Raw genomic sequence first — 12,854 nt, 5'->3', positions numbered from 1 at the left:
GCCGGAAAAAACTTCACGGCCCGCCCGTACGGCGGGCGGCCGGTCAGCCCGGAAGCGTGCCGGACAGCGCGGCGACCGTGGCGGCGACCTCGCCGGGGAGCGCCGAGAGCCGGTGCAGCGGCGCCTCCAGCGGCGTCAGCCCCTCGGCCCACGGGGCGGCCTGCCGGATCAGCGCGCGCGCCTCGTTCTTGGTGAGCGTCGTGCCCTGCTCCCTGGCCAGGGCGATGAGCGCCTCGCGCCAGGTGTTGGCCAGCCGCCCGTGGGCGTTGTCGAGGACGCGCCGCAGCACCGCCCTCGCCGCGTCGTCCGGCTGCGGCCGGCGCGTGGCGTCCACGGTCTCGCCCGTGACCGTCGTCGCGTACACCTCGGACAGGAAGCCGGGCAGCGGGCCGGGCGGGGCGGACAGGACGGCCCGCACCTGCTCGGCCCGGGTGGCCAGGAGCAGGCGCGGCAGCGCCGCCTCCAGGCCGGGCGGCACCGCGACGGCCACCCGGCGGACGGCCGCCGCGTACGGCTTGGCCAGCCACGTGGTGAGCTTGACCCGCGGCTGCGGCAGCTCCTTGGGCCAGTCGCCGACCAGCAGGTCGGCGCCCTCCGCGGCCCCGGCCGGCACCGGCGAACCGGCGGCGGCCGACTCGACCGACTGCGGGCCCTGCGTGTAGATGGCGGTCGAGAGCCGCTCGACGCGGGCGGCCACCGCGGGCCGGGTGCGGGAGGTGGGCCGCAGCACGTACAGGTCGGCGGCCGAGCCGATGGCCTCCGCGCCGTCGTAGCGGTTGAAGTCGGGGTAGATCGCCTCGTTGACGAGGTTGAGCGCGGCCAGCGCCCCCTGCACCTTCAGCGCCAGGGCGGGCGTGCGCTCGCTCGCCCCGTACGCCAGCAGCACCCGCCCGTCGGGCTTGAGCCCCTCCAGGGCGCGCGCCACGAACAGTCCGATCCCCTCCGGCGTGTACGGCGGGTCGGTGACGGCCAGGTCGTGGTCCAGGGCGGACGGCGGCAAGCCGAGCCGCAGGTCGGCCCAGCGGGTGCGCACCCCGAGGCCCTGCGCGTCGATGTGGCGCAGGATGCGCTCGTCGATGTCGACGACCGTGACGTCCGTCTCGGGGTGGACGAGCTTGACGGCCAGCGAGGTCAGGTCGTGGTCGCCCACGCACAGCAGGCGCGCCCCGGGCAGCCAGAACCGGGCGCCCAGCAGCAGCGCCCGGCGCAGCACGGTCTCGGGCGTGGCCGCGACGTGGTCGAGCGCCTGGCGCGAGCGCGGCCCGGAGGCGACGAAGGCGGTCAGCCGCTCCAGCGCGTGCTCGTAGTGGGGCAGCAGGTGAGCGACCGGGTCGGCCGGCGGCGGCGCCATGGCCAGCAGGTCCTGGTAGGCGGGGGAGTCGGCGGGCGGCACCCGGAACCGGTCGCCGGAGCGCTCCAGCCGCACCTCGCGCAGCAGGGCCTCGACCGTGCGCCGGGAGGTGGCGCTGTCGCGCACCAGGTCGGCCAGGGTCCACCACTGGCCGTCGCACAGGAGGGTGAGGGCGTGCCTGAGCCGCCTGCTGTCCACCCCGGCCTCGCTGAGCAGCCGTTCCAGCCCGTCACGGTCCATGAGTGCAACCCTATCGGCCCGCGTGCATGGGAATGCGGCCATGGTTTACGGTGTTGCGTCAGTGGAAATGCCCAGCTCCAGATAGGGGCAATGTTCGCAATGCGGACAGAGCGGGCACCATGTGAGATGGGTGCGGTAACCTCTACGCACAACGCAGCAGGGCCAACGTCGTCCCCGCCTGTTGAGCAGTACTGAACAGACGATGACGACGGGAGGGATTCAATGCCTGCTGCCCGCCTCGGGTTCCCCGAGCCCCAGGGCCTCTACCACCCCGCCAACGAGCATGACGCCTGCGGTGTGGCCATGGTGGCCGACGTCGCCGGCCGCCGTGGGCACGGGATCGTGGTGAAGGCGCTGACGGCCCTGCTCAATCTCGACCACAGGGGGGCCAAGGGTAGCGAGCCGGACACCGGTGACGGAGCCGGCATCCTCACGCAGATCCCCGACGCCTTCCTGCGCGCGAACGTGCCCTTCGAGCTGCCCGAGGCCGGGCGCTACGCCGCCGGCATGGCGTTCCTGCCGGCCGGCGAGGAGGAGCGCGCCGCCGCCGTGCGGCTGATCGAGGAGATCGCGGCCGAGGAGCGCCTGACCGTGCTCGGCTGGCGCGAGGTGCCGGTCGACCGGGCCCTGCCGGGGCCCAGCGCGCGGGCGGTCATGCCGCACTTCGCGCAGCTGTTCGTCGCCGGCCCGGCCGGCGAGTCGGGCATCGAGCTCGACCGGCTGGCCTTCTGCCTGCGCAAGCGCGCCGAGCACGAGGCCCGCGTCTACTTCCCCTCGCTGAGCGCCCGGACGATCGTCTACAAGGGCATGCTCACCCCGGAGCAGGTCGAGCCGTTCTTCCCCGACCTGAGCGACGAGCGGTACGAGACGGCCATCGCGCTGGTCCACTCCCGCTTCTCCACCAACACCTTCCCGAGCTGGCCGCTGGCCCACCCCTACCGCTACATCGCCCACAACGGCGAGATCAACACGGTCAAGGGCAACCGCAACTGGATGCGCGCCCGCGAGGCGATGCTGGCCTCCGCCCACATCCCGGGCGACATCTCGCGGCTCTTCCCGATCTGCGACCCGGACGGCAGCGACACCGCCAGCTTCGACGAGGCCCTGGAGCTGCTGCACATCGGCGGCCGGAGCCTGCCGCACGCGGTGCTCATGATGATCCCCGAGGCGTGGGAGAACCACACCGAGATGGACCCGGCCCGCCGGGCCTTCTACGAGTTCCACTCCTCGATGATGGAGGCGTGGGACGGCCCCGCCTCGATCACCTTCACCGACGGCACGCTGGCCGGCGCCGTCCTCGACCGCAACGGCCTGCGCCCCGGCCGCTTCTGGGTCACCGCCGACGGCCTCGTCGTGCTGGCCTCCGAGGCGGGCGTGCTCGACTTCGCCCCCGGCGACGTGGTCCGCAAGGGCCGCCTGCAGCCCGGCCGGATGTTCCTCATCGACACCGCCCGCGGCAAGATCATCGAGGACGACGAGATCAAGGCCGAGCTCGCCGCCGAGCTGCCGTACGAGGACTGGCTGCACGCCGGCCTGGTCCGCTTCGAGGAGCTGCCCGCCCGCCAGCGGGAGATCCCCACCCACGAGGCGCTGATCAAGCGCCAGCAGACCTTCGGCTACACCGAGGAGGAGCTGCGGATCATCCTGAGCCCGATGGCCAGGACCGGCGCCGAGCCGATCGGCTCGATGGGCACCGACACGCCCGTCGCCGTGCTCAGCGAGAAGCCGCGGCTGCTGTTCGACTACTTCACGCAGCTCTTCGCCCAGGTCACCAACCCGCCGCTGGACGCCATCCGCGAGGAGCTGGTCACCTCGCTGGCCAGCGTTCTCGGCCCCGAGGGCAACCTGCTCGACCCCGGCCCCACCTCCTGCCGCCAGCTCGTCCTGCCGTACCCGGTGATCGACAACGACGAGCTCGCGAAGATCATCCACATCAACGACGAGGGCGACCTGCCCGGCTTCCACCCGCACGTCGTCTCCGGCCTCTACCAGGTCTCGGGCGGCGGCGAGGCGCTGCTCCACCGCCTGGAGGAGATCCGCGCCGAGGTGTCCGAGGCGATCGCGGACGGCGCGCGGATCATCGTGCTGTCCGACCGCGGCTCCTCCGCCGAGCTCGCCCCGATCCCGTCGCTGCTGCTGACCGGCGCGGTCCACCACCACCTGATCCAGGAGAAGACCCGCACCAAGATCGGCCTGGTCATCGAGACCGGCGAGGCCCGCGAGTGCCACCACATGGCGCTGCTCATCGGCTACGGCGCCGGCGCGGTCAACCCGTACCTCGCGATCGAGACCGTCGAGGACCTCGTCGAGACCGGCGTGATCCCGGGCGACCGGCGCAAGGCCGTCCGCAACCTCATCAAGGCGTACGGCAAGGGCGTCATCAAGGTCATGTCCAAGATGGGCGTGTCCACCGTGGCCTCCTACACCGGCGCGCAGATCTTCGAGGCGCTCGGCCTGAGCCAGGAGGTCATCGACTCCTGCTTCACCGGCACCACCTCCCGGCTCGGCGGCGTCGGCTTCGACGTGCTGGCCCGCGAGGTCGCCGAGCGGCACCGCCACGCCTACCCGCGCGTGCCCAACGCGCACCGCAGCCTCCAGATCGGCGGCGAGTACCAGTGGCGGCGCGAGGGCGAGCCGCACCTGTTCAACCCCGAGACGGTCTTCAAGCTCCAGCACGCCACCAGGACCCGCCGCTACGAGATCTTCAAGGAGTACACCGACCTGGTGGACTCCCAGTCCGAACGGCTGATGACCCTGCGCGGCCTGTTCAGGTTCAAGTCGGACCGGACGCCGATCCCCATCGAGGAGGTCGAGCCGGTCTCCGAGATCGTCAAGCGGTTCTCCACCGGCGCGATGTCGTACGGCTCGATCTCGCGCGAGGCGCACGAGACGCTCGCCATCGCGATGAACCGCCTGGGCGGCAAGTCCAACACCGGCGAGGGCGGCGAGGACCCCGAGCGCCTGTACGACCCCGAGCGCAGGTCGGCCATCAAGCAGGTGGCCTCCGGCCGCTTCGGCGTCACCAGCGAGTACCTCGTCAACGCCGCCGACCTGCAGATCAAGATGGCCCAGGGCGCCAAGCCCGGCGAGGGCGGCCAGCTTCCCGGCCACAAGGTCTACCCGTGGGTGGCCAAGACCCGGCACTCCACGCCCGGCGTCGGCCTCATCTCGCCGCCGCCGCACCACGACATCTACTCGATCGAGGACCTCGCCCAGCTCATCCACGACCTGAAGAACTCCAACCCCGAGGCGCGCGTGCACGTCAAGCTCGTCGCCGAGGTCGGGGTCGGCACGGTCGCGGCGGGCGTGTCCAAGGCCCACGCCGACGTGGTGCTCATCTCCGGCCACGACGGCGGCACCGGCGCCTCCCCGCTGACCTCGCTCAAGCACGCGGGCGCCCCCTGGGAGCTCGGCCTAGCCGAGACCCAGCAGACGCTGCTGCTCAACGGGCTGCGCGACCGCATCGTCGTGCAGGTCGACGGCCAGCTCAAGACCGGCCGCGACGTCGTCATCGCCGCCCTGCTCGGCGCCGAGGAGTACGGCTTCGCCACCGCTCCGCTCGTGGTGTCCGGCTGCGTGATGATGCGGGTCTGCCACCTCGACACCTGCCCCGTGGGCGTCGCCACGCAGAACCCCGAGCTGCGCAAGCGCTTCAGCGGCAAGCCCGAGTTCGTGGTGAACTTCTTCGAGTTCATCGCCGAGGAGATCCGCGAGTACCTCGCCGAGCTGGGCTTCCGCTCCCTGGACGAGGCCATCGGCCACGTCGAGCTGCTCGACGTGTCGGCGGCCGAGAACCACTGGAAGGCGAGCGGGCTCGACCTGTCGCCGATCCTGCACCGGCCCGAGCTGCCCGAGGGCACCCCGCTGCGGCGCACGGCCGAGCAGGACCACGGGCTGCGGCACGCCCTGGACAACACGCTCATCCAGCTCGCCGAGGGCGCGCTGGAGCACGGCACCCCGGTCACGCTGGAACTGCCCATCCGCAACGTCAACCGCACGGTCGGCACCATGCTCGGCCACCAGGTGACCAAGCGGTACGGCGGAGCCGGCCTGCCCGACAACACGATCGACATCTCGTTCACCGGCTCGGCCGGCAACTCGTTCGGCGCCTTCGTGCCCCGCGGCGTCACGCTGCGGCTGTCCGGCGACGCCAACGACTACCTCGGCAAGGGCCTGTCCGGCGGCCGCCTCACGGTCCGCCCGCACGACGAGGCGCCGCTCGACGGCCACATCATCGCCGGCAACGTCGCCCTGTACGGCGCGACCTCCGGCGAGGTGTTCGTCCGCGGCGTCGTCGGCGAGCGGTTCTGCGTGCGCAACTCCGGCGCCACCGCGGTCGTCGAGGGCGTCGGCGACCACGGCTGCGAGTACATGACCGGCGGCCGGGCCGTCGTCCTCGGGCCCACCGGCCGCAACTTCGCGGCCGGCATGTCCGGCGGCGTCGCCTACCTGCTGGACCTGCGGCCCGAGCGGGTCAACCGCGAGATGGTGGCCATCGAGGAGCTCACCGAGGAGGACGCCGAGTTCCTGCGCGAGACGGTCGAGAAGCACTTCGCCGAGACCGGCTCGCCGGCGGCCAAGGAGCTGCTCGCCGACTGGGGCTCCGCGCTCGGCCGGTTCGGCAAGGTCATGCCGACCGACTACAAGAGGGTCCTGCGCGCGGCCGAGGCCGCCCGCATCGAGGGCCGCGACGTCGACGAGGCGGTCATGTCCGCCGCGGTGCAGGGTTAAGGGAGGCGTAACCGATGGCCGACCCCAAGGGGTTTCTCACGTACGACCGCGAGCTGCCGGCGCGCCGCCCCGTGGACGTCCGCATCAGCGACTGGCAGGAGGTCTACCAGGACTTCCCGCAGGACAAGCTGACGAAGCAGGCGGCCCGCTGCATGGACTGCGGCATCCCGTTCTGCCACAACGGCTGCCCGCTCGGCAACCTCATCCCCGAGTGGAACGACCTCGTCTACCGCACCGACTGGCGCGAGGCGATCGAGCGGCTGCACGCCACCAACAACTTCCCGGAGTTCACCGGCCGGCTCTGCCCCGCCCCGTGCGAGGCGGCGTGCGTGCTCGGCATCAACTCCGACCCGGTGGCGATCAAGCGGGTCGAGGTCGAGATCATCGACCGGGCGTTCGCCGAGGGCTGGGTGACGCCCCAGCCGCCGGCCCGCAAGACCGGCAAGCGCGTCGCCGTGGTCGGCTCCGGCCCCGCCGGGCTGGCCGCCGCCCAGCAGCTCACCCGGGCCGGGCATGACGTGGTGGTCTTCGAGCGGGCCGACCGCATCGGCGGCCTGCTGCGCTACGGCATCCCCGAGTTCAAGATGGAGAAGCGGCACATCGACCGCCGCCTCGCCCAGATGCGGGCCGAGGGCACCGAGTTCCGCACCGGCGTCAACGTCGGCGTGGACGTCACGGCCGCCGAGCTCCGCGAGCAGTTCGACGCGGTCGTGCTGTCGGGCGGCGCCACCCAGTGGCGCGACCTGCCCGTCCCGGGCCGCGACCTGAACGGCGTCCACCAGGCGATGGAGTACCTGCCGCTGTCCAACAAGGTGCAGGAGGGCGACTTGGCCGAGTCGCCCATCACGGCCGAGGGCAAGCACGTCGTCGTCATCGGCGGCGGCGACACCGGCGCCGACTGCATCGGCACCGCCATCCGCCAGGGCGCGCTCTCGGTCACCCAGCTGGAGATCATGCCGAGGCCGCCGGCGGCGCGGCCGGGCAGCCAGCCGTGGCCGACGTTCCCCATCCTGTTCAAGATGGAGAGCGCGCACGAGGAGCTGGCGGAGGGCGGCGGCGACCGTGTCTACGCCGTCTCCACCACCGAGTTCGTGGGCGACGAGGCCGGCAACGTCCGGGCGCTGCGCCTGGTCGAGGTCGAGGGCCCGCAGAACGGCTTCCGGCCGATCCCCGGCACCGAGCGGGAGATCCCGGCCGAGCTGGTCACCCTCTCCATGGGCTTCGTGGGCCCGGAGAAGGGCGCCCTGCTGGAGGACCTCGCCGAGGTCGCCGGCGACGGCTTCTACGACGCCAGGGGCAACGTCACGCGCGACAAGACGTACATGTCGAAGGTGGACGGCGTCTTCGTGGCGGGCGACATGGGCCGCGGCCAGTCGCTCATCGTCTGGGCCATCGCCGAGGGCCGGGCCGCCGCCTCCGGCGTCGACCGGTACCTGACGGGCGAGACGGCGCTGCCGTACCCGATCCTGCCGACGGCGCGCCCGCTCGTCTGACGCGCCGCCCCGCACGAGGAGCGCCCGCCCGGAACCTGTTCCGGGCGGGCGCTCCTCGTTTGTCGGGCCCTCGTCACCGCCAGGTCTTGTCAACCTATCGCTTGGTTGGTTGAGTGGTGTCGCACGGGCACCGGCGAAAGGACGAGCGGTGACGGATCACCCGGTCAGGCACGTCGTCGACCATCCGGTCAACGACGCCATCGATCTCACCAGCGGCGCCTTCTGGGGCCGCGACCCGCACGAGGAGCTGCGCTGGCTGCGGGAGAACGCCCCGGTCTACTGGGACGGGAACGTGTGGGGCGTCGCGTCCTACCGCGACGTCCGCCGGGTCTCGCTGAACCCCCGCGCGTTCTCCAACGCCCAGGGCATCCGGCCGGACTCCGGCCCCCTCCCCATGATGATCGACATGGACGACCCCGCGCACCTGCTGCGCCGCCGGCTCGTCAGCCGGGGCTTCACGCCCCGCCGCGTGGCCGCCCAGGCCGAGCGGATCCGGCGGCTGTGCGACCAGATCCTCGACCGGGTGTGCGAGCGCGGGGAGTGCGACTTCGTCTGGGACATCGCCGCGCCGCTCCCGCTGATCGTCATCGGCGACGCCCTCGGCGTGGCGCCCGAGGACCGCGACGCGCTGATGCGCTGGTCCGACGACATGCTGCGCGGCCTGGTCGGGCAGGCCGACAGCGAGCTGCTCGTCCGGGCCGGCGAGGCGTTCGAGCAGTACGAGGCGTACGCGACCCGGGTGATCGACGACCGGCGCGGCTGCCCCCGCGACGACCTCATCAGCACGCTCGTGCACGCGGAGGTGGACGGCGACCGCCTGGACCGCGACTCGCTGCTGTACGAGTGCCTGCTCATCCTCATCGGCGGCGACGAGACCACCCGCCACGTCCTTTCGGGAGGCGTGTACCAGCTCCTCGTCCACCCCGACCAGCGGCGCGCCCTGGCCGAGGACCCGGACCGGATCCCGGCGGCGGTGGAGGAGATGCTGCGCTGGGTCTCGCCGATCAAGAACATGAACCGCACCGTCGTCGCGGACACCGAGCTGGGCGGGCAGCGCCTGCGCGCGGGTGAGCAGGTCCTGCTGCTCTACCCGTCGGCCAACCGCGACGCGTCGGTGTTCGCCGACCCGTACCGCTTCGACGTGGCCCGCACCCCCAACGACCACATCGCCTTCGGCTTCGGCAGCCACTTCTGCCTGGGCAACAGCCTGGCCCGGCTGGAGGTCCGGACCATGGTCGAGCGGCTGCTGCGGCGGATGCCCGACATGGAGCCCGTCGGCGCGGGGGAGCCGGCGAGCCGTCCGGCCAACTTCATCTCCGGTTACGAGTCGATGCCCGTGCGCTTCACCCCCTCGGCGCCCGTCGGCGGATGAGTTGCATCCCGCGCCGTGTGCCGGAAGGATGCAAAATCTGCGTATGCGGGCGAATGGGGGAAATATGCGGGGACTTGTCGCTGGCCTCACGGCGCTCACCACGGCGGCCGCGATCGCCGCCTGTGCGCCCGCCGGCGCGCCCACCGCCGCCACCGCCGCCGCGCCGATGGCCTCCTACCTCGTCTTCTACGCCGGTGGGCACCAGAGGGACGCCCGCTCCGCCGTGGACCGCGCGGGCGGCAAGGCCGTCGGGGGCGACCCCAGGCTCGGCTACCTGATCGCCGAGGGCGGGGGTGACGCCTTCGTCGGCGCTCTGGGCGACGACCCGGCCGTCGTCGGCGTGTCCACCGACCGGGCCATCGGCTACGCCTCGTCCACCGGCGCCTCCTGGCGCGGCTTCCCCTCCGCCCTGTCCGACCCCGGGGCCGCCCTCACCGCTCCCGCCGCCTCCGCGGGCGGCGCGAGCCGCCTCGGCCCGCGGGCCTTCCCCGACGGGCCGTCGATCGCGGCCGGCGACTCCTCCGGCGAACCGCTGGCCTCCCGCCAGTGGGACATGCGGATGATCGGCGCCGACAAGGCGCACGCCAAGACGAACGGCACCAGGAAGGTGCTCGTCGGCATCATCGACACCGGCGTCGACGGCACCCACCCCGACATCGCCCCGAACTTCGACCGCGCCCTCAGCCGCAACTTCGTCACCGACCGTCCCAAGGACGGGAACGGCGACACCCTCGACGGCCCCTGCGAGGTCAGCGGCTGCAAGGACCCCGCCGACCGCGACGACGACGGCCACGGCACCCACGTGGCCAGCACCATCGGCTCGCCGATCAACGGCATCGGCGTCGCCGGCGTCGCCCCCGGCGTCAGCCTGGTCAACATCCGGGCCGGCCAGGACTCCGGGTACTTCTTCCTCAAGGCCAGCCTCGACGCGCTCACCTACGCCGGGGACATCGGCGTGGACGTCGTCAACATGAGCTACTACGTGGACCCGTGGCTGTTCAACTGCGCCCACAACAAGGCCGACAGCAAGAAGGAGCAACTGGAGCAGCGCGCCGTCGTCACCGGCATGCAGCGCGCCCTCGACTACGCCCGCAAGAAGGGCGTCACGCTGATCTCCGCCCTCGGCAATGGCGCCACCGACCTCGGCAAGCCCAAGCTGGACAAGGACAGCCCCGGCTACCCGCGCGGCGACGAGAAGATCCGCAAGGTCGACAACTCCTGCCTCAACGTGCCCGCCGAGTCCAAGGGCGTCATCTCGATCTCCTCCGTCGGCCCGTCCGGGCGCAAGGCCATCTACAGCGACTACGGGACCGAGCAGACGGACCTGGCGGCGCCCGGCGGCGACACCCTCGACGGCAAGGGCACCTCCGCCACCCGCGGCATCCTGGCCGCCGCCCCGGAGTCGGCGCTGCGCGCCGCCGGCAAGCTCGACGGCTCGGGCAAGCCCAAGTCCGCCGAGGTGGTCCGCGACTGCTCCAAGGGCGCCTGCTCGTACTACCAGTACATGGAGGGCACCTCCATGGCCGCGCCCCACGCCACCGGCGTCGCGGCCCTGCTCGTCAGCCGCTTCGGCAAGCCCGGCAAGGGCGGCCTCCAGCTCGACCCCGCCGAGACGCAGCGGCTGCTCTACGGCACTGCCCGGCACAAGGCGTGCCCGCGGCCCCGCGCGTACGTCTACAAGGTGTACGGCGAGAGCGAGACGCAGACCTGCGAGGGCGGCGAGTCCAAGAACGGCTTCTACGGCCACGGCGTCGTGGACGCGCTGCGGGCGGTTACCGTGAAGAGGTGATGTATCGCCTGGTCGCGGACCTGGCGATGGTGGTGCACTTCGCCTTCCTCGCCTACCTCGCCGTGGGCGGCTTCCTCGCCTGGAGGTGGAGGCGGACGATCTGGGCGCACGTGGCCGTCGTATGCTGGGCACTGCTGTCCGTCGTCGCGGGCGTCGACTGCCCGCTGACGGTCCTGGAAGACTGGGGCCGCCGCGGAGCCGGCCTGCCGGCTCTGCCTCCCAGCGGCTTCATCGACCACTACATCGAGGGAGTCGTCTACCCGGAGCAGTACACCGACGTGGCGCGCGCGGCCATCGCGGCCGTGATCGCGGTGAGCTACGGCGGCTACCTTCTCCGTCGTCCATGACTGCCAAGTGGTCTGTACCAATTAAGGTAGGACTCGTGACTCGTCGCGCGAAAATCGTCTGCACCCTAGGCCCCGCCACATCGTCCCCCGAACGCCTGCGCGAGCTGATCTCCGCCGGCATGGACGTGGCCCGGTTCAACCTCAGCCACGGCACCCACGAGGTGCACCGGGAGATCTACGACCGGGTCAGGGAGGTGGCGGCCGACCTCGGCCGCGGCGTAGGCGTGCTCGCCGACCTGCAGGGCCCCAAGATCCGGGTCGGCAAGTTCGAGGAGGGCCCGGTCCGGCTCGGCTTCGGCGACGTCTTCACCATCACCACCGAGGACGTGCCGGGCGACCGCGACCAGGTCTCCACGACGTACAAGGGGCTGCCGGGCGACGTGCGCCCCGGCGACACGATCCTCGTCGACGACGGCCGCCTCGTGCTGGAGGTCACCCGCGTCGACGGCGACCGGGTGATCACCCGCGTGGTCATCGGCGGCATGATCTCCGACAACAAGGGCCTCAACCTGCCGGGCGTCAACGTCAGCGCGCCCGCGCTCACCGACAAGGACGAGGCCGACCTGCGCTGGGCGCTGCGCACGGGCTTCGACATGATCGCCCTGTCGTTCGTCCGCCGCCCCTCCGACGCCGACGTGGTGCGCAACATCATGGAGCAGGAGGCCGTCCGCCTGCCCCTGCTCGCCAAGATCGAGAAGCCGCAGGCCGTCAACCGCCTGCCCGAGATCGTCGAGGCGTTCGACGGCATCATGGTCGCCCGCGGCGACCTCGGCGTGGAGCTGCCGCTGGAGCAGGTGCCGATCGTGCAGCGCCGCATCATCGAGCTGTGCCGCGAGAAGGCCCGCCCGGTCATCGTCGCCACCCAGATGCTCGACTCGATGATGAGCGCGCCGCGCCCCACCCGCGCCGAGGCGTCCGACGTCGCCTACGCGGTCATGGACGGCGCCGACGCGGTCATGCTCTCCGGCGAGACCTCGGTCGGCAGCTACCCGATCGAGGCCGTGTCCACCATGGACCGCATCGCGTGCGCCGCCGAGAAGCACTCGCTGCACGCCACCCACACCCTGGAGCGCATGCCCGAGACCACCGGCGGCGCCATCGCCCGGGCCGCGGCCGAGGTCGGCGCCATCGTCGGGGCCAAGGCCCTGGTGGCGTTCACCATGTCCGGCGAGACGGCCCGCCGCCTGGCCCGCTACCGCTCGCCGATCCCGCTGCTGGCCTTCACCTCGGCGCCGCACGTGCGCGGCCAGCTCTCGCTGACGTGGGGCGTGGAGACGTTCCACGTGCCGTTCGTCCACCACACCGACGACATGGTGCGGCAGGTCGAGGCGTCGCTGCTGTCGCTGGGCCGGCTGGAGAAGGGCGACAAGGTCGTCATCGTCGCCGGCTCCCCTCCCGGCACGCCCGGCTCCACCAACGCCCTGCGCGTCCACACCATCGGCTCCGCGGTCTCCCACGCCAGCTGAGCGCCCGGCGCTGCCGGGGCGGCCCGCCTCCTGGCCGGGCCGCCCCGCCGTCACGAGGGCGACAG

7 protein-coding genes are annotated in these 12,854 nt (G+C 72.3%); 6 read left to right on the top strand and 1 reads right to left on the bottom strand.

The annotated features are described in order from the left end of the window. Nucleotides 1-43 precede the first annotated feature (43 nt). On the bottom strand, nt 44-1,591 hold the full coding sequence (locus HT134_RS06395; protein WP_246363555.1) for a bis-aminopropyl spermidine synthase family protein: 1,548 nt from the start codon (nt 1,589-1,591) through the stop codon (nt 44-46). Nucleotides 1,592-1,813: 222 nt separating this feature from the next. Here HT134_RS06395 and gltB point away from each other — a divergent pair, with 222 nt between their 5' ends. The 6 genes from gltB (at nt 1,814) to pyk (ending at nt 12,789) form a co-directional block, all read left to right on the top strand. Beyond that, nucleotides 1,814-6,322, top strand: coding sequence for a glutamate synthase large subunit (gene gltB, locus HT134_RS06390; RefSeq protein ID WP_175599250.1), 4,509 nt, complete (start codon nt 1,814-1,816; stop codon nt 6,320-6,322). 14 nt (nt 6,323-6,336) lie between these two features. Further along, complete coding sequence (locus HT134_RS06385) at nt 6,337-7,815, top strand: glutamate synthase subunit beta (RefSeq protein WP_175599249.1); 1,479 nt, start codon at nt 6,337-6,339, stop codon at nt 7,813-7,815. A 148-nt stretch (nt 7,816-7,963) separates the two neighbouring features. Further along, a complete protein-coding gene (locus HT134_RS47550) occupies nt 7,964-9,187 on the top strand; it encodes a cytochrome P450 (RefSeq protein ID WP_175599248.1) in 1,224 nt (407 codons plus the stop codon). A 64-nt stretch (nt 9,188-9,251) separates the two neighbouring features. Next, complete coding sequence (locus HT134_RS06375; RefSeq protein ID WP_175599247.1) at nt 9,252-10,976, top strand: S8 family peptidase; 1,725 nt, start codon at nt 9,252-9,254, stop codon at nt 10,974-10,976. Then, nucleotides 10,976-11,323 carry a DUF2784 domain-containing protein gene (locus tag HT134_RS06370; RefSeq protein WP_217707637.1) on the top strand — a complete coding sequence of 116 codons (348 nt, stop codon included), beginning with the start codon at nt 10,976-10,978 and terminating at the stop codon, nt 11,321-11,323. The genes HT134_RS06375 and HT134_RS06370 overlap by 1 nt, the downstream gene beginning before the upstream one ends. Nucleotides 11,324-11,358: 35 nt before the next feature. Beyond that, nucleotides 11,359-12,789: a pyruvate kinase gene (gene pyk / locus HT134_RS06365; RefSeq protein WP_175599245.1), complete on the top strand. Its 1,431-nt coding sequence runs from the start codon at nt 11,359-11,361 to the stop codon at nt 12,787-12,789. The last annotated feature ends 65 nt before the right edge of the window (nt 12,790-12,854 follow it).

Origin of the sequence: Nonomuraea rhodomycinica (assembly GCF_013363995.1) — a bacterium.
Lineage (GTDB): Bacteria > Actinomycetota > Actinomycetes > Streptosporangiales > Streptosporangiaceae > Nonomuraea > Nonomuraea rhodomycinica.
The sequence above is the reverse complement of the archived record's forward strand: the minus strand, read 5'-3'. Positions and strand labels throughout refer to the sequence as shown.

Bases quoted from the DNA above. Each gene is read 5' to 3' on its own strand.
- HT134_RS06370 (WP_217707637.1), top strand. From the start codon at position 10,976: ATGTATCGCCTGGTCGCGGACCTGGCGATGGTGGTGCACTTCGCCTTC.
- HT134_RS06395 (WP_246363555.1), bottom strand. From the start codon at position 1,591: ATGGACCGTGACGGGCTGGAACGGCTGCTCAGCGAGGCCGGGGTGGAC.
- HT134_RS06375 (WP_175599247.1), top strand. From the start codon at position 9,252: ATGCGGGGACTTGTCGCTGGCCTCACGGCGCTCACCACGGCGGCCGCG.
- gltB (WP_175599250.1), top strand. From the start codon at position 1,814: ATGCCTGCTGCCCGCCTCGGGTTCCCCGAGCCCCAGGGCCTCTACCAC.
- HT134_RS06385 (WP_175599249.1), top strand. From the start codon at position 6,337: ATGGCCGACCCCAAGGGGTTTCTCACGTACGACCGCGAGCTGCCGGCG.